The 16725-nt window shown below is 72.1% G+C and carries 17 protein-coding genes; 8 read left to right on the top strand and 9 right to left on the bottom strand.

The window, feature by feature from the left end; translation table 11 throughout:
• Positions 1–87 precede the first annotated feature (87 nt).
• A complete protein-coding gene (locus tag B9S64_RS21140; protein ID WP_103490656.1) occupies positions 88–654 on the top strand; it encodes a Uma2 family endonuclease in 567 nt (188 codons plus the stop codon).
• Positions 655–884: 230 nt separating this feature from the next.
• A complete protein-coding gene (locus tag B9S64_RS21135; protein WP_181012240.1) occupies positions 885–4118 on the top strand; it encodes a tetratricopeptide repeat protein in 3234 nt (1077 codons plus the stop codon).
• Positions 4119–4220: 102 nt separating this feature from the next.
• On the opposite strand, the gene B9S64_RS21130 is transcribed toward B9S64_RS21135, so the two are convergent.
• Both B9S64_RS21130 and mca read right to left on the bottom strand, forming a co-directional pair.
• Entirely contained in the window at positions 4221–4457 is a 237-nt protein-coding gene (locus tag B9S64_RS21130; protein WP_103490654.1) for a hypothetical protein, read from the bottom strand.
• 1 nt (position 4458) lies between these two features.
• Positions 4459–5340 carry a mycothiol conjugate amidase Mca gene (mca, locus tag B9S64_RS21125; protein WP_103490653.1) on the bottom strand — a complete coding sequence of 294 codons (882 nt, stop codon included), beginning with the start codon at positions 5338–5340 and terminating at the stop codon, positions 4459–4461.
• Positions 5341–5436: 96 nt separating this feature from the next.
• On the opposite strand from mca, the gene B9S64_RS21120 reads away from it, so the two are divergent.
• Both B9S64_RS21120 and greA read left to right on the top strand, forming a co-directional pair.
• Positions 5437–5841, top strand: coding sequence for a DUF4307 domain-containing protein (locus tag B9S64_RS21120; RefSeq protein ID WP_103490652.1), 405 nt, complete (start codon positions 5437–5439; stop codon positions 5839–5841).
• 201 nt (positions 5842–6042) lie between these two features.
• Complete coding sequence (greA, locus tag B9S64_RS21115) at positions 6043–6540, top strand: transcription elongation factor GreA (protein WP_014048009.1); 498 nt, start codon at positions 6043–6045, stop codon at positions 6538–6540.
• A gap of 102 nt (positions 6541–6642) precedes the next feature.
• Here greA and B9S64_RS21110 read toward each other — a convergent pair whose 3' ends face one another.
• The 3 genes from B9S64_RS21110 to ilvA form a co-directional block, all read right to left on the bottom strand.
• Positions 6643–7500, bottom strand: a complete 858-nt coding sequence (locus tag B9S64_RS21110; protein WP_103490651.1) for an ABC transporter permease — start codon at positions 7498–7500, stop codon at positions 6643–6645.
• Positions 7497–8531, bottom strand: coding sequence for an ATP-binding cassette domain-containing protein (locus B9S64_RS21105; RefSeq protein ID WP_103490650.1), 1035 nt, complete (start codon positions 8529–8531; stop codon positions 7497–7499). Before B9S64_RS21105 ends, B9S64_RS21110 begins: the two co-directional genes overlap by 4 nt.
• Positions 8532–8733: 202 nt before the next feature.
• Positions 8734–9963: a threonine ammonia-lyase gene (gene ilvA, locus B9S64_RS21100; protein WP_103490649.1), complete on the bottom strand. Its 1230-nt coding sequence runs from the start codon at positions 9961–9963 to the stop codon at positions 8734–8736.
• 156 nt (positions 9964–10119) lie between these two features.
• Here ilvA and B9S64_RS21095 point away from each other — a divergent pair, with 156 nt between their 5' ends.
• Positions 10120–10650 (top strand): MarR family winged helix-turn-helix transcriptional regulator, encoded by a 531-nt coding sequence (locus B9S64_RS21095; RefSeq protein ID WP_103490648.1) that lies wholly within the window; start codon positions 10120–10122, stop codon positions 10648–10650.
• Between the two features lie 84 nt (positions 10651–10734).
• Here B9S64_RS21095 and B9S64_RS21090 read toward each other — a convergent pair whose 3' ends face one another.
• Positions 10735–11880 carry a cystathionine gamma-synthase gene (locus B9S64_RS21090; RefSeq protein ID WP_103490647.1) on the bottom strand — a complete coding sequence of 382 codons (1146 nt, stop codon included), beginning with the start codon at positions 11878–11880 and terminating at the stop codon, positions 10735–10737.
• Between the two features lie 78 nt (positions 11881–11958).
• Between B9S64_RS21090 and B9S64_RS21085 the strand changes: the two genes are divergently transcribed.
• The 3 genes from B9S64_RS21085 (at position 11959) to msrA (ending at position 14083) form a co-directional block, all read left to right on the top strand.
• Entirely contained in the window at positions 11959–13062 is a 1104-nt protein-coding gene (locus B9S64_RS21085) for a hypothetical protein (RefSeq protein WP_103490679.1), read from the top strand.
• Between the two features lie 92 nt (positions 13063–13154).
• A complete protein-coding gene (locus tag B9S64_RS34570; protein WP_181012239.1) occupies positions 13155–13313 on the top strand; it encodes a hypothetical protein in 159 nt (52 codons plus the stop codon).
• A 68-nt stretch (positions 13314–13381) separates the two neighbouring features.
• The gene (gene msrA, locus B9S64_RS21080; RefSeq protein WP_103490646.1) at positions 13382–14083 is read left to right on the top strand and encodes a peptide-methionine (S)-S-oxide reductase MsrA; all 702 of its coding nucleotides are present in this window, start codon (positions 13382–13384) and stop codon (positions 14081–14083) included.
• A gap of 47 nt (positions 14084–14130) precedes the next feature.
• Here msrA and B9S64_RS21075 read toward each other — a convergent pair whose 3' ends face one another.
• From B9S64_RS21075 to B9S64_RS34565, 3 genes are all read right to left on the bottom strand, one after another.
• Positions 14131–14562: a helix-turn-helix domain-containing protein gene (locus B9S64_RS21075; protein ID WP_103490645.1), complete on the bottom strand. Its 432-nt coding sequence runs from the start codon at positions 14560–14562 to the stop codon at positions 14131–14133.
• A gap of 219 nt (positions 14563–14781) precedes the next feature.
• Positions 14782–16155, bottom strand: coding sequence for an NADP-specific glutamate dehydrogenase (gene gdhA / locus B9S64_RS21070; protein WP_103490644.1), 1374 nt, complete (start codon positions 16153–16155; stop codon positions 14782–14784).
• 317 nt (positions 16156–16472) lie between these two features.
• Positions 16473–16640: a hypothetical protein gene (locus B9S64_RS34565; RefSeq protein WP_181012238.1), complete on the bottom strand. Its 168-nt coding sequence runs from the start codon at positions 16638–16640 to the stop codon at positions 16473–16475.
• Between the last annotated feature and the right edge of the window lie 85 nt (positions 16641–16725).

Here is a 16725-nt window from a genome sequence, read left to right as displayed (position 1 = left end):
ATTCCACATCGGGCGCCCGGGCAGCACAGGACAGTAGGCTGAGGCCGGCAATGCCGGAACCGCGGAGCTCCTCGAAGGAGGTACACCATGACCGCCGAGATGGTGGCACCCGCGTGGATGCACACGCAGATCAGCGCGGAGCAGTACGACTCCTGGTCCGAGGAGCAGTGCGCCGGCATCGAGATCGTGGACGGGATGGTCGTCGTGAGCCCGAGCGCCTCCAAGCGGCACAACCGGCTGGCCCGGATCCTGGCCAATGCCCTGGACACCGCCGGAGGCCCGGACTGGAACGCCGACACGGACTTCGACGTCCGCCTGCAAGACGTCCCCCTCACCAACCGTCGTCCGGATGTCGCGGTCTACCGGGCGGAGACCATCGATCTCACGCCCACCCGCCCCGAACATGTACTCCTGGTGGTGGAGGTCGTGTCGCCCGGCTCGGAGACCACCGACCGGATCGTGAAGGTGGACCAGTACGCCAAGGCCGGCATCCCCTTCTACTGGCGCATCGAGCAGGCCGCGACCGGTGTCCCGATCGTCTACACCTACGTCCTCGACCCCGCCGCCAAGGCTTACCGGGACGGCGAGATGTTCACCGGCGTGATCAAGGCCGCCGCGCCCTTCTCCGTCGCCGTCGACCTGGCAGCCGTCTGACCGCGCCGGACGACAACCCGCCCACACGCCGAGCCGCTGAGGCAGGTCCCCCCAGGGTCCCCTGAGCGTCCAGAGAAACACGCGCCCGGCGGCGCCGTGTCCCCGTCCGTCGGGGCGTAGTCTCGCGGACTCCCTGTCGCGCGGGCGCCCGACGCAGGAGACTGGGCGGTCCACACGACGGACGCGGCCACGAGCGGCCGACGGGCGACACACGAGGGGGACGTATGGCGATGCGGGACAGCCATCGGGCCGACGCCGAACGGCTGTTGGTACGGGCCGTGGAGGAAGAGGCGCGGCGCACCGGCGGCCGGACGGACGCCGGCGCGCTGCTGGCGCGTGCGCGGGGCGCGCTGGACACGATGGCGGCGGGCGCCGCCGAGGAGTACGCCGCGTACACCGAGGCGCTCGACGCGGCGCAGGCCGGGCGGCGGCCGCTCGGGCAGCGTTTCACCAAGGCGACGCTGTCCACCCCGCTGCTGGTGACCGGTGTTGCCGCGGCCGCCGCGTTCGGGGCGGACCTCGCGTTCGGTACGGAGACCGGTCTCGCCTTCGGTGCGGGCGCCGTCGTCGCCGTCGCGGGCACCACCGCGACCGTCGCCCGGGTCACCGCGTCGCACTGGCCCGCCGCCCACCGCAGGGCCGGTGCGCTGAGCCAGCCCGGCGGCGCCGAACAGCTGAGGCTCCAGTGGCTCACGGCGCTGGAGGTACGGGGCATCCGCCCGTTCCTCGACCAGCAGCGCGTGCTGACGGCCGCCGCCACCCGCACCCCGAAGAAGTCCGCCGCCTCCGTCGTGCCGCAGTTGCGCCGCCAGGACCGCAGCGCCGCCGCCCGCACCCGCTCGCTGCTGGCCCAGTCCTTCCAGCATCTGCCCGCCGCCGAAGGCCCGTTCGCGGGGCGCCGCACCGAGATGGCGCAGATCGCCCGGTGGGTGCACGCCGCCCGCGCGGCGACCGAGACCCTGCCGACCGTCGTCGTCCTGCACGGGGCACCCGGTTCGGGCCGCACCTCGCTCGCCGTGCGGGCGGCGCACGCGCTCCGGGACCAGTTCCGGGGGGCGTGCGTGGTCGATCTGCGGGGCGAGGTGGCCGGCGAGGCGCCGCTGCCCACCCGGGACGCGCTGCTGCACCTGCTCAACCGGCTGGGCGCGCCCCGGGAGCAGTTGCTGTTCCGGGAACGGTCCTCCGCCGAGCAGCAGGTGCGACGCCTGGGCGAGTTGTACCACCAGCATCTGACCGGCACCCCCGTCGTGGTCGTCCTGGACGACGCCACCGACGCCGCCCAGGTCGCGGCCCTCGTCCCCGAACGCTCCGACAGCCTGGTCCTGGTCACCGCCCGCGAACCCCTCGACCTGCCCGCCGGTGCCGCGGCCCGGGTGCACCAGCTGCCCGTGGGCGGCCTGGACGCGGCGGGGGCCGAGGAGTTGCTGCGGGAGTCGGCCCAGGACAAGGAGCAGGGGCCGTACGACTACCCGTCCACGGACTTGGTCGTCGAGCTGTGCGGCGGGCTGCCGCTCGCCCTGCGCGTGGCGGGTTCCGCGCTCGGCTCCCGTACCCGGTCCGATCTCGCCGAGGGGCTCGGGGCGTACGCCTCGGCCACCCCCGTCGAACGCGCCCTGTGGCTGCGCTACACCGACCAGGACGAGCAGGGCCGGCGGCTGCTGCGGCGGCTCGCCCTGGCCGGCCGCGCCAGTCTCGGCGCGGCGGCCGCCGCGTCGCTGCTGGGCGCCGGTGAACAGGAGGCCGGGCGGCTGCTGGAGAGCCTGTCGCGGACGGGGCTGCTCATCCATGTGCGGGGCTCGCGCTACCGGCTGCACGACCTCGTACGGGACTTCGCCCTGGCCCGGCTGCTGGACGAGGAGCCGCTCCAGGAGCGCACCGCCGCGCAGGAACGCCTCATCCAGAACTACGCGGAGCTGGCCGACGCGGTGATCCGCATGGTGGACGGCAAGATGTCCACCCGGGCCGGGCAGTTCGGGTCGCACGGCTTCAGCTCGCTGGACGCGGCGCTGCGCTGGCTGGACGACGAGTCGAGCTTCATCACCGCGGCGCTGCGGCACGCGGAGGGGGTGGATCAGGCGGCCGTACTGCACCTGCTGGGTGCCCTGTGCGACTACTGCCTGCTCCGCGGCGACCTGTACCGGCTCGGTGAGATCAGCGAGCTGACCCAGGCCGTGGACCGCGGTCTGCTGGAGCGGTCCGTGCAGTGGCGTACGGGCATCGCGGCCCGCCAGCTCGGGGAGCTGGACAAGGCACGCACCACGCTGTCCTCCGTCGTCGGGCTGTACCGGGACGCCGAGAACGACGCGGGGGCCGCCCTCGCGCTCTGCTCGCTCGGCATCACCCTGCACCACCAGGGCAATCTGACCGAGGCGTCGGCGCGGCTGCGGGAGGCGATCGGCCTCCAGGCCTCCGACGACCAGGCCGAGGACCGCGCCTGGTCGATGCACGCCCTGGCCGCCGTGGAACGCGACCGGGCCAACCTCGCCGAGGCCCTGACCCTGCTCGACACCGCGCTCACCCTGCACCGGGAGGGCGAGTCGCTGCACGGCGAGGCCTGGTCGCACTTCCAGCTCGGGCAGGTCTGCCTGCGCCTGGGCGACGTGCCCCGTGCCGAGGAGGAACTGTCCACCGCCCTCGATCTGTACGGCCGCACCCAGGACGAGCGCGGCGAGGCCTGGGCCCTGACCCAGCTGGCCCGTGCCCGGCTGCTGGACGGCGACGCGGCCCCTGCCGTGGAGCAGCTGCGCGAGGCACTGGCCCGGCACCGCGCCAACGAGGACGCCCGGGGCGAGGCCTGGACCCTGTACTACCTGGGGCAGGCGATGGAGGAGGACGGTGACACCGACCAGGCCGTCCGCGAGCTGGAGCGGTCCCGGACGATGTTCTCCCGCATGCGGGACGTGTACGGGCTGGCCTGCGCCCGCCACCACTCGGGCCGGGCCACCCGCGACCAGCGGGCCGCGCAGACCGGCAACCTCCGCAACTCCGGCTTCGCCCGGCAGCTCCTGGTGGACGCGCGGGCCGACTTCCGGCGCATCGGGGTGGCCCACGGGGAGGCCTGGACCTGCCTGGAGCTGGCCCTGGTGGACGGCGGCAACAACCGCACCGCCCAGGCGCTGGAGCTGTGCGACGAGGCGATCGGCCTGTTCGCCTCGTACGCGGACGCCCGGGGCGGCGACTGGGCCCGCTTCCTGCGGTGCACCCTGCTGCCGTACGCGTCGCCCGGCGGCAGCGAGGTGGGTACGGCGGTGGCGCAGCAGGAGCTCGCGGAGCTGGTCCAGGACGCCCACCCGATGCGCGACGTCAAGCTGACGAACTGCGCCGACGCCTTCGGGGTGGTCCTGAACCGCGGTGTGGACCTGGACGACGGCTGGCAGGCCTGGCGCCTCGGCCTGACCCCGTCCCGCCAGGCGCGCGAGGTCATGGGCGTCCCGGTGGGGGCGAGGCCGCGGCCCGTCCGCTGACGGGGCGCCCGGCCCGGGGCACCACCCGTGCCGCACGGCACACCGGAACCCCGCGGGGGCCCGTCCGTACGGGCACGGCCCACGCGGGGTCCGGGCGGCCGGTCAGGTGCCGGACGCGCCGGCCTTCTCCGGCGACGTCTCACCGGTCGCCGCGGGGTCCGGCGCCTCCTCGAAGTCGACCTTGCCCATGTGGCGGTTCATCGACTTCATCAGCAGCCACACGCCCACGGCCAGCGCCGCGAAGACGAGGAATCCGAGGACGCCGGGGGTGACCTTGTTCTTGTCGAGCTCGTCGGCGGCGAGCGGGACGAGGTGCGTCAGTGCCTGGGTCGCGTACATATCAGGCATTGTCGCGGATGCCCGCGAAGAGGTCGCTCTCGGGGAGGGAGGTATCGACCAGAGACTTCGCGAGCTCGTACTCCTCGGTCGGCCAGACCTCCCGCTGGACGTCCATGGGAACCCGGAACCAGCCACCGTCCGGGTCGATCTGCGTGGCGTGCGCGATCAGCGCCTTGTCGCGGATCTCGAAGAAGTCGTCGCACGGGATGTGCGTGGTCAGCGTGCGCTCGGCGCGCCCGAACTCCTTCCAGCGCTCCAGCCAGTCGCCGTACGGGGACTCCAGCCCCCGGGCGAGCAGCGCCTCGTGGAGGGCGACGGTGCGCGGCCGGTTGAAGCCCTGGTTGTAGTAGAGCTTCTGCGGCTGCCAGGCCGGTCCGAACTCCGCCTCGGGGAACCGCTCGGTGTCCGCGGCGGCCTCGAAGGCGATCATCGAGATGGTGTGGGTCTTGATGTGGTCGGGGTGCGGGTAGCCGCCGTTCTCGTCGTACGTGGTGATCACCTGCGGCCGGAACGCGCGGATCTTCGCGACGAGGCGCCCCGCCGCCGTCTCGTCGTCCTCCAGGGCGAAGCAGCCCTCGGGCAGCGGCGGCAGCGGGTCGCCCTCGGGCAGCCCCGAGTCGACGAAGCCGAGCCACTCCTGCTTGACGCCCAGGATCTCCCGGGCCTCGTCCATCTCCTTCTTGCGCACCTCGTGGATGTGCTCCTCGATGTACGCGTCCCCCTGGAGCTTGGGGTTGAGGATGGACCCCCGCTCGCCCCCTGTGCAGGTGACGACCAGGACGTCCACCCCCTCGGACACGTACTTGGCCATGGTGGCCGCGCCCTTGCTCGACTCGTCGTCGGGGTGGGCGTGAACGGCCATCAGTCGCAGCTGCTGGGTCAAGACTGGTCCTCGGTGATTCGTCGCGGTGGTCGGCTTCTATAGTGACTGAACCAGGGGGCGGAAAATTCCTCGATTCCCGGTACCGGAGGAACGATCATGACGGCGGTGCGTGAGGCCTTGCCCGACGGGCGCTACGGCCGGTCACGGGACCAACGCGCCGACCGCACACTGAAGATCGTCGGCGCGGTGCTCGGTGCGGCGCTCCTCGCCCTGCTCGGCTGGTTCGGTTACGCGTACGTCGTGGGCCAGGACGTGAGCGCCGAGATCATCAAGTCCAAGGTGGTCTCCGACGAGCGGGCCGACGCCCACGTCGAGGTGCGCAAGGAGACGGACGTCGTGGCGCACTGCACCGTCCGCGCGCTCAGCGAGGACGGCGGCGAGGTGGGCCGCAAGGAGGTCCGGCTCGACGCGGGGTCCGACCGGATCGACACGGTGGTCTCGGTGCGTACGACGTCCAGGGCGACGGCGGTCGAGCTGATGGGGTGCGGGGTCAACGACTGACCCGGGCCCCCCGGGGCGCGCGGAAACGGCCGGACGCACATCGTGCGCGGGGGCGCGGAGTGGCGCCGGCCCGCGTGTGACGGTTTACCTTCTCCCCCTTTTCGCGGGGAATTGTTAGGCTCGTGGTTTCGCCCACCCGTGGCAGCACATGCTTGGGGTAGGGCGATGCTTTGTATTCCCAGTACCGACGAGGAGCACCCTGTGACCCAGACCAGCGATAACGTCACCTGGCTCACGCAGGAGGCGTACAACCAGCTCAAGGCCGAGCTGGAGTACCTGTCTGGTCCCGCGCGCACGGAGATCTCCGTCAAGATCGCGGCGGCCCGCGAGGAGGGTGACCTCCGCGAGAACGGCGGGTACCACGCAGCCAAGGAGGAGCAGGGCAAGATGGAGCTCCGGGTGCGTCAGCTCACCCAGCTCCTGGAACACGCGAAGGTCGGCGAGCCGCCGGCCGACGACGGCGTGGTCGAGCCCGGCATGGTCGTGACGATCGCCTTCGACGGCGACCCGGACGACACCCTCACCTTCCTGCTCGCCTCCCGCGAATACGCGACCGGTGACATCGAGACCTACTCCCCGCAGTCCCCGCTCGGCACGGGCGTGAACGGCAAGAGGATGGGCGAAGAGGCCGAGTACGAGTTGCCGAACGGCAAGAAGGCGACGGTGAAGATCCTCACGGCGAAGCCCTACACCGGCTGACCCGCACACGACATCCAGAAGCCCCGGCCGCCTGACGGCCGGGGCTTCTCGTGGTCACGGACCGCTCGTGGTCGCGGGCCGCTCGTGGTCGCCGGCCGGTGCTCAGGCGGTCGCCGAGCGGTACTTGCGGACCGCTAGGGTCCGGAAGACCAGGAGGATGACGACCGACCAGAGGACCGACGCCAGGATCGGGTGCCGCATCGGCCACGCGTCCGGGGTGACGAAGCCCGGCGGCAGGTTGCCGAACAGCTCCCGGCAGGCCTGCACCGTGGCGCTGAAGGGGTTCCACTCGGCGAGGTGGCGCAGGAACGTGGGCATCTGGTTGGCGTCCACGAAGGCGTTGGAGATGAACGTGAGCGGGAAGAGCCAGATCAGCCCGCCGGACGTGGCCGCCTCGGGCGTACGCACGATCAGGCCGATCAGGGCGCCGATCCAGGAGAACGCGTAGCCGAGCAGGAGCAGCAGCAGGAAGCCGAGCAGCACCTTGCCGATGTTCTCGTGGGTCCGCCAGCCGACGATGAGCGCGACCCCCGCGAGGACGACGAGGGTGAGGGTGGTCTGCACGAGGTCGGCGATCGTACGCCCGGTGAGGACGGCGCCCCGGGCCATGGGCAGGGACCGGAACCGGTCGATCAGCCCCTTGTGCATGTCGTCGGCGATGCCCGCCCCGGCCCCGGCGGTGGCGAAGGTGACCGTCTGGGCGAAGATGCCGGCCATCAGGAACTCGCGGTAGGCCTGGGGCGAGATGGTGGCGCCGACCTTGATCGAGCCCCCGAAGACATAGGTGAACAGCACCACGAACATGATGGGCTGGATCAGACCGAAGATCACCATCTCGGGGATCCTGATCATGCGGATCAGGTTGCGCCGGGCGACGACCAGGGAGTCCATGACCGACTGGGCGATGGCTCCCCGGCGCACTCGGGGGGCGAGTTCCGGTGTGGGTGCGGTGGCGGTCATCGCTCGCCCTCCTTCTGGTCCTGGTCGGACCCGGCCGGTCCGGACTCGGTGGCTCCCGCCTCGGTCGGTCCGGACTCGCCGTTCTTCGCCTGCTCGGCGGCGTGGCCGGTGAGCGAGATGAAGACGTCGTCGAGGGTGGGCCGGCGCAGCCCGATGTCGTCGATCTCCACTCCGCGGCCGTCGAGGTCGCGGATGACCTCGGCGAGCAGTCGGGCCCCGCCGGTGACCGGGACGGTCAGCTTGCGGGTGTGCGCGGTGACGGCGATCTCGCCCGTGCCGTAGGCGGCGAGCACCGAGCGGGCGGATTCGATCTGGTGGCCGCGGTGGACGACGACCTCGACGCGCTCGCCGCCGGTGCGGGCCTTGAGCTGGTCGGAGGTGCCGCGCGCGATGACCCTGCCGTGGTCGATCACGCAGATGTCGTGGGCGAGGTGGTCGGCCTCTTCGAGGTACTGCGTGGTCAGCAGCAGGGTCGTGCCCCCGGCGACGAGGTCCTGGATGACCTCCCAGAGCTGCTGCCGGTTGCGCGGGTCGAGGCCCGTGGTGGGCTCGTCCATGAACATCACCGGCGGGGAGACGACGAGCGCCGCCGCCAGGTCGAGGCGGCGGCGCATGCCCCCGGAGTACGTCTTCGCGGTGCGGTCGGCCGCGTCGGCGAGGTGGAACCGCTCCAGCAGCTGCCCCGCCCGCTTCTTCGCGTCGCGCGCGCTCATCTGGTAGAGCTGGCCGACCATCCGCAGGTTCTCGCGGCCGGTGAGGTATTCGTCGACGGCCGCGAACTGGCCGGAGAGCCCGATCGAGCGGCGCACCTCGTTGGGGTTCTTCAGCACGTCGATGCCCGCCACGACCGCCTGCCCGCTGTCGGGCCGGAGCAGGGTCGTCAGCACGCGCACGGCGGTCGTCTTGCCCGCGCCGTTGGGGCCCAGGAGGCCCAGGACCGTGCCTTCGGGGACGTCGAGGTCGACGCCGTCCAACGCGCGTACGTCACCGAAGGTCTTCACCAGACCTTCGGCGTAAATGGCGCCTGGCATGTGGGACTCCCCCAGTTGCTCTCGGGTGACTTCCTGAGCGTGATCGTAGGGTCCCCGGTCCTCACGCACCGGGAACGCCGAAGTGCTCGGCGATGCACGGTATCGCGATACATCGCGAGTCACAACGGCTTTTCGGCGCGCCCTCCCCATGCCCTCACCCCGTAGGGCGGCCCCGCCCCCGGCGCCCTCCGCCCCCGGCGGTTCAGTCCATCACCCGGTAGCCCGCGGCCCGCAGGGCGGCGGCGACCTCCGCGCAGTGCTCGGGTCCCTGGGTCTCCAGGTGGACCTCCACCTCCGCCTCGGTGAGTCCCAGCCTCGGGTCGGTCCGCACATGGCTCACGTCCAGCACGTTGGCGTCCGCCCGGGACAGCGTGGACAGCAGCGCGGCGAGCGCCCCGGGCCGGTCGGTGAGGCGGAGCCGCAGGCTGAGGTAGCGGCCGTTCGCCGCCAGGCCGTGGGTCAGCACACGCCGCATCAGCAGCGGGTCCACGTTGCCGCCGGAGAGCACGGCCACGACGGGGCCCCGGAAGGCCTCCGGGTCGCTCAGCAGGGCCGCCACCGGGCTGGCCCCGGCCGGCTCGACGACCATCTTGGCGCGTTCCAGGCAGAGCAGCAACGCACTGGACAGCTCGTCCTCGGTGACCGTGCGGACCTCGTCCACCAGGTCCCGGACCAGCCCGAACGGGATGTCCCCGGGGCGGCCGACCTTGATGCCGTCGGCCATCGTCCGCACCGACTCCAGCGCCACCGGGTGCCCGGCGGCCAGGGACGGCGGATACCCGGCGGCACCCTCGGCCTGCACCCCCACGATCCGTACGTCGGGACGCACCGCCTTCACCGCGACCGCGATCCCCGCCACGAGACCGCCCCCGCCCACTCCGACCACGACGGTGCGGACCTCGGGGCACTGCTCCAGGATCTCCAGTCCGACGGTGCCCTGGCCCGCGATGATGTCCGGGTGGTCGAAGGGGTGGATGAAGACGGCCCCGGTCTCCTCCGCGTACTCCTGCGCGGCGGTCAGCGTCTCGTCGACGACCTGGCCGTGCAGCCGGACCTCGGCGCCGTACTCCCGGGTCGCCGCCACCTTGGGGAGGGGAGCGCCGACCGGCATGAAGACGGTGGAGCGCACACCGAGCAGCGAGGAGGCCAGGGCGACACCCTGCGCGTGGTTCCCGGCGCTCGCGGCGACCACCCCGGCCGCCCGCTCGACAGGGCTGAGGCCCGCGATCCGCACGTAGGCGCCGCGCAGTTTGAACGAACCGGTGCGCTGGAGGTTCTCGCACTTGAGGTGGACCGGCGCACCGACCAGCGACGTCAGATGGCGGCTGCCCTCCATGGCGGTCGCTCTGGCCACCCCGGCGAGCATCTTCTGCGCGCCCCGGACGTCGTCGAGGATCAGAGGCGGGACAGGGGCTGCCGTGCGGAAGGTCATGACCGCAAGTCTTGCAGTTCCAGGGCGTCCGGGCCGTCGTGTCTCATGCCGGGCTGCGGTGTTGTCCACAGGTTTGTGCAGCGCTGGTACATGTTGCCCCGTGGCCGCGTACTCTGTCCCCCACCCATCCGACACCGCACGAAGAGAGCTCCCGCCATGCCCCCTCAGGACATGTCGACTGCCGCGTCTCCCTCCGGGGGCACAGCCTCCGGAAACCCTGGGGCGGACCACCTCCTCGACGCTCTCCAGCACCAGGTGGCCGTCTTCGCCCGACGCGCCGAGCAGACCCGCCTCGGCGGCGTCGGCCAGGTACGCAACTCGATGGACCGGGCCGCCTACCTCCTGCTCAACCGGCTCGACAAGGAGGGCCCGATGGGCGTCAAGGCCCTGGCCGCGGGCATGGGGATCGACTCCTCGACCGTGACCCGGCAGGTCGCGCCGCTCGTGGACACCGGCCTGGTGAAGCGGACCTCGCACCCCGAGGACGGCCGGGCGGTCGTCCTCCAGCTGTCGCCGCGCGGCCAGACGCGCCTGGAGGAGGTCCGCACCTCGCGCCGCGAGCTGATGTCCCGGGTGACGGACGACTGGACCGAGGAGGAGCGCGACGTCTTCTGCTCGCTGCTCGCCCGCTTCAACACGTCACTGGCCGCCCGCGCGGCGGCGCACCAGCCGTCGCAGGAGGACTGAGGACCCGGCCGCCGGGCGCGCGGGCACCCGGCGGCGTGTGCCCGGCGGCCCGGGGTCGTGGCCCCGGCCCGCCGGACGCGGTGCTCAGCCGAGCGCCTGGGTCAGGTCGGCCAGCAGGTCGTCGGCGTTCTCGATGCCGACGGACAGCCGGACCAGGTCGGACGGGACCTCCAGCGGAGAGCCGGCGGTGGACGCGTGCGTCATCCGTCCCGGGTGCTCGATCAGCGACTCCACACCGCCGAGCGACTCACCGAGCGTGAAGACCTTCGTCCGGTCGCAGACCTCGACCGCCGCCTCCTCGCCGCCCGCGACCCGGAACGACACCATCCCGCCGAACGCCCTCATCTGCTTGGCGGCGACCTCGTGCCCCGGGTGGTCGGGCAGCCCCGGGTAGAGGACCTGGGTCACCTTGGCGTGCCGCGTCAGCAGGTCGGCGACCTTGGTGGCGTTCTCGTCGTGGCGGTCCATGCGCACCGCCAGCGTCTTGATGCCGCGCAGCACCAGCCACGCGTCGAACGGCCCGGCGACGGCGCCCATCGCGTTCTGGTGGTACGCCAGTTCCTCGGCGAGCTCCGGGTCGCCGGTGACCAGCGCGCCGCCGACCACGTCCGAGTGCCCGCCCATGTACTTGGTGGTGGAGTGCACCACCACGTCCGCGCCGAGCGCGAGCGGCTGCTGGAGGTAGGGGCTGGCGAAGGTGTTGTCGACGACGAGCCGCACGCCCGCCTGCCGGGCCACGCCCGCGACGGCCGCGATGTCCGTGATGCCGAGCAGCGGGTTGGACGGGGTCTCCACCCAGATCGCCTTGGTACGGGGGGTGACCGCCGCGCGTACCGCGTCCACGTCGGAGGTGTCGGCCACCGAGAACTCCACGCCCCAGCGTGACGCGACCTTCGCGAACAGCCGGAAGGTGCCGCCGTAGGCGTCGTTCGGGATGACGACGTGGTCGCCGGGCGTGAGCAGCGTGCGCAGGAGGCAGTCCTCGGCGGCGAGGCCGGACGCGAAGGCGAGTCCGCGACGGCCGCCCTCCAGGGCCGCCAGGTTCTCCTCCAGTGCGGTGCGGGTCGGGTTGGCGCTGCGGCTGTACTCGTAGCCGCCACGCAGCCCGCCGACGCCGTCCTGCTTGTACGTGGACACCTGGTAGATCGGCGGGACCACGGCGCCGGTGAGGGGATCCGCCGTGTTCCCGGCGTGGATCGCGAGGGTCTCGAAGCTGTGCTGGTCGCTCATGGGGCCGAGCGTAGTTCGTCCCGGGAGCACTTACGGGCCACTGCGGCGTACGGTTGCCGGTCCGGGACAATGGACCGCATGGAGATTCTGTGGTTCCTGCTCGCGCTGTGCATGCTCGCCGCGGTCGTCGGCCCGGTCATGCGCCGCCGCCGCGGCGGCATCCGTCTGGTCGCGCCCGGTTCACCCGACGCCGCGGACCCGGACACCTACGGTTTCGCACGCCAGGAGGAGCTGGACGTCCGGATGCCCGGCCCCGACCAGGATCTCCTCGACGTCCTCGACGTGGTGCAGGCCACCCAGAACTGGCGGGCCGCCTCCCAACTCCTCGCCGCCACCCCCAAGGAGAGCGAGACCCGCTGGCAGCGGGTGCAGGCGTTCGCCGGCGCGGCCTCCCTGGAGCTGGCCCAGCGGCCCGGCCAGGGAGGGGCCTGGCTGCGGAACTGGCGGTCCGAGGCCCCCAAGGACGCGGGTGCCGCCGCCGTCCACGCGGAGTTCCTGGTCCAGCAGGCGTGGCGCACGGGCACGGTGGGCACGGACGACTTCCGGGTGATCCTGGAGGAGGCCCGTACGGTCTGCGGGGACGCGGCCCTGCTGGCGCCGGGCGACCCCGTCCCGTACCTCGTGGAGCTGGCCGTGGCGCGCGGGCTGGGTTACTCCCACGAGCAGTTCGACCAGCTCTGGGCGAAGATCATCGACCGGTCGCCCGCGCACATGGGCGCGCACATCGCGGCCCTGCACTTCTGGTGCGAGAAGTGGCACGGCTCCCGCGAGGACGCCGAACGCTTCGCGACCACCGCCGCCGCCCGCGCCCCGCAGGGCTCGCTGCTCGCCGCGCTGCCGCTGTTCGCGGTGTACGAGCACCTGCCCGAGGTCATCCTGGTGCGGGGCTTCTACCAGGGTGAGGGGGTGACGAAGGCGGTCGAGGGCGCCCTGTTCGCGGTGCACGCGGCCCGCCCGGACGATCCGATGCTCGCCCACGTCCGGCATCTGCTGGTGCTCTTCCTGGTCCGCATGGAACGCTGGGCGGAGGCGATGCACCAGCTGGTCCACATCGACGGCCACGTGGGGGCGCTGCCCTGGACCCAGAACCCGGACCCGGCCGCCGAGTACACGGTCTGTCGCGCGCTGGCGGTCGCCGGGTACGAGGCGAACGGCGGCAGCCCCGCGACGCTTCCCCGGTAGCTCCTTCGCGTTTCCCCGGCAGCTCCCGACACCCTTCCCCGCGCCTGTTCTCCTGTTCCCCCGTTCCGCCCCTCCGACCGGAAGGTCACCCGATGGCCCGCCTGATCCCGCTCGTCCTGATCGGCCTCGCCGTGTTCTTCTGGCTCCGCACCAGGAAGAAGACCACCGAGTACCTGGCGTCGTACGAGTCCGGCGAGCAGGGCCCGGCCCCGGCCCAGGACCGCGCGGAACCGCCGTCGTCCACGCCCTGAGCGGGCGGAACACCCGCGCCACCGGCCGTGTTGTACCAGGCGTATCCCGAAACCCGGAGGAGCCCCGCATGTTCCTGACCCGCCGCACCCCACAGCTCCCCACCCGCGAGGAGGCCCTGCGCGGCCGCCCCGTGCCGGAGTTCTCGGTCCCGTCCCGCCACACGGTCCTCGGCAACCCGCTGACCGGGCCGTACCCGGAGGGGCTGGAGGTCGCCGACTTCGCGCTGGGCTGTTTCTGGGGCGCCGAACGTAAGTTCTGGCAGACCGAGGGGGTCTGGACGACCCTCGTCGGCTACCAGGGCGGATACACCGAGAACCCGACGTACGACGAGACCTGCTCGGGTCTGACCGGCCACACCGAAGCGGTCCGTGTCGTCTTCGACCCGACGGTCGTGAGCTACGCGGAGCTGCTGAAACTCTTCTGGGAGTCGCACAACCCGACCCAGGGCTTCCGCCAGGGCAACGACGTGGGCACGCAGTACCGCTCGGCGCTCTACACGCACTCCCCCGAGCAGGCGGAGGCCGCGGCGGCGTCCCGCGAGGCCTTCCAGCGTGTCCTGACCGGCGCGGGCCTCGGCGAGATCACCACGGAGATCCTCCCGGCCGAGGGCCGCACGTTCTGGCCGGCTGAGGCGTACCACCAGCAGTACCTCGACAAGAACCCCGACGGCTACTGCGGCATCGGCGGCACGGGCGCCACCCTGGAGTCCCCCTCCGAGACGAACTGGGGCCGCGCCTGCCCGACGGGCATTGCGAAGACTGACGGCTGACCTTCCCAAGGCCTCGCCGACGGACACACGGCCCTCTCCCTGACGGCTCAGGCGGCCAGTCGCACCTCCCCGAGAGGGGCTGTGCCGCGGGGGCCCGGGGCGCGGGGCCGTCCGGCGGATATCACGCGGGCCGTACGCTCCGGGGCCTGGGACGAGCCGGACGCCCGGGGCCTCTGGGTCCAGACGCCCTGGGTCAGGGCGTCCCTGGCCAGGGTGAGGACGTCCGTGAGTCCGAGGCCGAGCGCCTGGCTCGCGGCTCCGAGGACCTCGGACGAGGCCTCCTTCCGGCCCCGCTCGATCTCCGAGAGATACGGCACCGAGATGCGGGCCGCCTCCGCCACGTCCTTCAGCGTCCTCCCCTGCGCCAGCCGTTCGCCCCGCAGGACGTCACCGACCACGTCGCGCCACAGCGGTTGCCTGGGCACGACGGGGCGGAGGGGGATGACAGGGGCGCGGTCCTGTGCGGGGCGGCTGCTCATCGCTCCAGCCTAGGAGCGCGGGGGCCCGCGCGGGAGGGGGTGGCGTTCCGCGCCGGGCTGATCTGCTGTCCGCTAAACCGTGCGTGGCGCGAGGCGTGTTCGTCCTACCGCGTGTGGCCGGGTGACGGTACGTCACGGGGGCTCACGGCGCAGGCCCGGCGTGCGAAGAGCGCGCCGGGCCTTCCCGCGTGGCGGGTGGGACGGATGAGTCGCGTCGGGTCAGATCAGGCCCTGGGCCAGCATCGCGTCCGCGACCAGCTCGAAGCCCGCGATGTTGGCGCCCACCACGTAGTTGCCGGGGCTGCCGTAGCGCTCGGCCGTGGTGTAGCAGGAGTCGTGGATGTGGCGCATGATCTCCGCCAGCCGCTCCTCGGTGTGGGCGAAGGACCAGGAGTCGCGGGAGGCGTTCTGCTGCATCTCCAGCGCGCTGGTGGCCACACCGCCCGCGTTGGCCGCCTTGCCGGGCGCGAAGGCGACACCGGCCTCCTGGAGCACCCGGACCGCCTCAGGGGTGGTCGGCATGTTGGCGCCCTCGGCGACCGCCTTCACCCCGTTGCGGACGAGGGTGAGCGCGTCCGCCTCGTGCAGTTCGTTCTGGGTGGCGCAGGGCAGTGCCACGTCCACCGGGACGTTCCAGACGCCGGTGCCCTCGACGTATCGCACGTGCGTGCCGCGCCGCTCGGCGTACTCGGAGATCCGGCCGCGGCCGTTCTCCTTGATCTCCTTGAGCAGGGCGAGGTCGACGCCCTTCTCGTCCACGACGTAACCGCCGGAGTCGGAGCAGGTCACGACGGTCGCGCCGAGCTGCTGCGCCTTCTCGATCGCGTAGATGGCGACGTTGCCGGAGCCGGAGACCGCGATGCGCTGGCCTTCCAGGGACTCGCCACGGCTGCGCAGCATCTCGGCGGTGAACAGGACGCAGCCGTAGCCGGTGGCCTCGGTACGCACCAGGGCGCCGCCCCAGCCCAGGCCCTTGCCGGTGAGCACGCCGGACTCGTAGCGGTTGGTGATCCGCTTGTACTGGCCGAAGAGGTAGCCGATCTCGCGGCCGCCCACACCGATGTCACCGGCGGGGACATCGGTGTACTCACCCAGGTGACGGTGGAGTTCCGTCATGAAGGACTGGCAGAAGCGCATGATCTCGGCGTCCGAGCGGCCCTTGGGGTCGAAGTCGGAGCCGCCTTTGCCACCGCCGATGGGCATGCCGGTGAGGGCGTTCTTGAAGATCTGTTCGAAGCCGAGGAACTTGACGATGCCGAGGTTGACGGACGGGTGGAAGCGCAGTCCGCCCTTGTACGGGCCGAGCGAGCTGGAGAACTCGACGCGGAAGCCCCGGTTGACGTGGATGTCTCCGGAGTCGTCCGACCACGGCACCCGGAAGATGAGCTGGCGCTCGGGCTCGCAGATCCGCTCGATGATGCGGGCGTCGACGAATTCGGGGCGCTGCGCGAGCACCGGTCCGAGGGTTTCGAGGACCTCGCGGACCGCCTGGTGGAACTCCTTCTCGCCCTGGTTGCGCCGGAGGATCTCCGCGTAGAGCGGCTCGATGACACGGTTCTCGGCGTGGGGGCGGTGTGCGGAGGTGGTCGGCATCTGATCAAGACCTTCCATGGGTGGGCGTCATGCGCTCGACGCTCCCGTCCCTGGGGCGTCGCTGGTCCCCCTCCAGGAGGAGAACCTCACGAAAGCGACGCTGCTTCCGGAGACGTATGGAACCATTGCACCGGCCAATTGTCCCAGTGCCCGCCGAAGATCTTCCTTCGCATCCACATACTGGCCACGATCTGCGCTGCCCGGCGCCTGGGAGGCCGTATCCGGTGTCCGCTTCGTCCGGGGACGGCCGGGCGCCCGCGGGCGTACGACTGCGGCTCGCACGCGTGGCGAAGCTCACATTTCCCAGGGTCGGCCGGTCAGGACTCGTGCGGGTCGCGCAGGACCCACAGCGCGACGCCGGACGCGATGACGGCCACGCCCGCGCAGACGCTGAGCCCGATCCGGAGCCCGCTCTCCTCCATGAGGTTGAGCATGACGTTGGCGACGAGTGCGGCGCAGAGTACGAACCAGAGCAGGGCCTTCATGGATTCCTCCGTGGTCGGGGCGAGGGTTCCAGTCTTCCGCCGTGGGCCGGGCGGTACGAGGGAGGCCGCCCCCGGAACCGGGGTG

The sequence above is a fragment of the Streptomyces sp. SM18 genome (genome assembly GCF_002910775.2).
Classification (GTDB): Bacteria; Actinomycetota; Actinomycetes; order Streptomycetales; family Streptomycetaceae; genus Streptomyces; species Streptomyces halstedii.
This window is presented reverse-complemented; position numbering and strand designations above follow the sequence as displayed.

Excerpts from the sequence above, each read along its gene's own strand:
- B9S64_RS21140 (WP_103490656.1), top strand. The coding sequence starts at position 88 with ATGACCGCCGAGATGGTGGCACCCGCGTGGATGCACACGCAGATCAGC.
- gdhA (WP_103490644.1), bottom strand. The coding sequence starts at position 16,155 with ATGCCGACCACCTCCGCACACCGCCCCCACGCCGAGAACCGTGTCATC.
- ilvA (WP_103490649.1), bottom strand. The coding sequence starts at position 9,963 with ATGACCTTCCGCACGGCAGCCCCTGTCCCGCCTCTGATCCTCGACGAC.
- msrA (WP_103490646.1), top strand. The coding sequence starts at position 13,382 with ATGTTCCTGACCCGCCGCACCCCACAGCTCCCCACCCGCGAGGAGGCC.
- B9S64_RS21090 (WP_103490647.1), bottom strand. The coding sequence starts at position 11,880 with ATGAGCGACCAGCACAGCTTCGAGACCCTCGCGATCCACGCCGGGAAC.
- B9S64_RS21120 (WP_103490652.1), top strand. The coding sequence starts at position 5,437 with ATGACGGCGGTGCGTGAGGCCTTGCCCGACGGGCGCTACGGCCGGTCA.
- B9S64_RS34570 (WP_181012239.1), top strand. The coding sequence starts at position 13,155 with ATGGCCCGCCTGATCCCGCTCGTCCTGATCGGCCTCGCCGTGTTCTTC.
- B9S64_RS34565 (WP_181012238.1), bottom strand. The coding sequence starts at position 16,640 with ATGAAGGCCCTGCTCTGGTTCGTACTCTGCGCCGCACTCGTCGCCAAC.
- B9S64_RS21075 (WP_103490645.1), bottom strand. The coding sequence starts at position 14,562 with ATGAGCAGCCGCCCCGCACAGGACCGCGCCCCTGTCATCCCCCTCCGC.
- B9S64_RS21085 (WP_103490679.1), top strand. The coding sequence starts at position 11,959 with ATGGAGATTCTGTGGTTCCTGCTCGCGCTGTGCATGCTCGCCGCGGTC.
- B9S64_RS21105 (WP_103490650.1), bottom strand. The coding sequence starts at position 8,531 with ATGCCAGGCGCCATTTACGCCGAAGGTCTGGTGAAGACCTTCGGTGAC.
- B9S64_RS21110 (WP_103490651.1), bottom strand. The coding sequence starts at position 7,500 with ATGACCGCCACCGCACCCACACCGGAACTCGCCCCCCGAGTGCGCCGG.
- B9S64_RS21095 (WP_103490648.1), top strand. The coding sequence starts at position 10,120 with ATGCCCCCTCAGGACATGTCGACTGCCGCGTCTCCCTCCGGGGGCACA.
- B9S64_RS21135 (WP_181012240.1), top strand. The coding sequence starts at position 885 with ATGCGGGACAGCCATCGGGCCGACGCCGAACGGCTGTTGGTACGGGCC.
- B9S64_RS21130 (WP_103490654.1), bottom strand. The coding sequence starts at position 4,457 with ATGTACGCGACCCAGGCACTGACGCACCTCGTCCCGCTCGCCGCCGAC.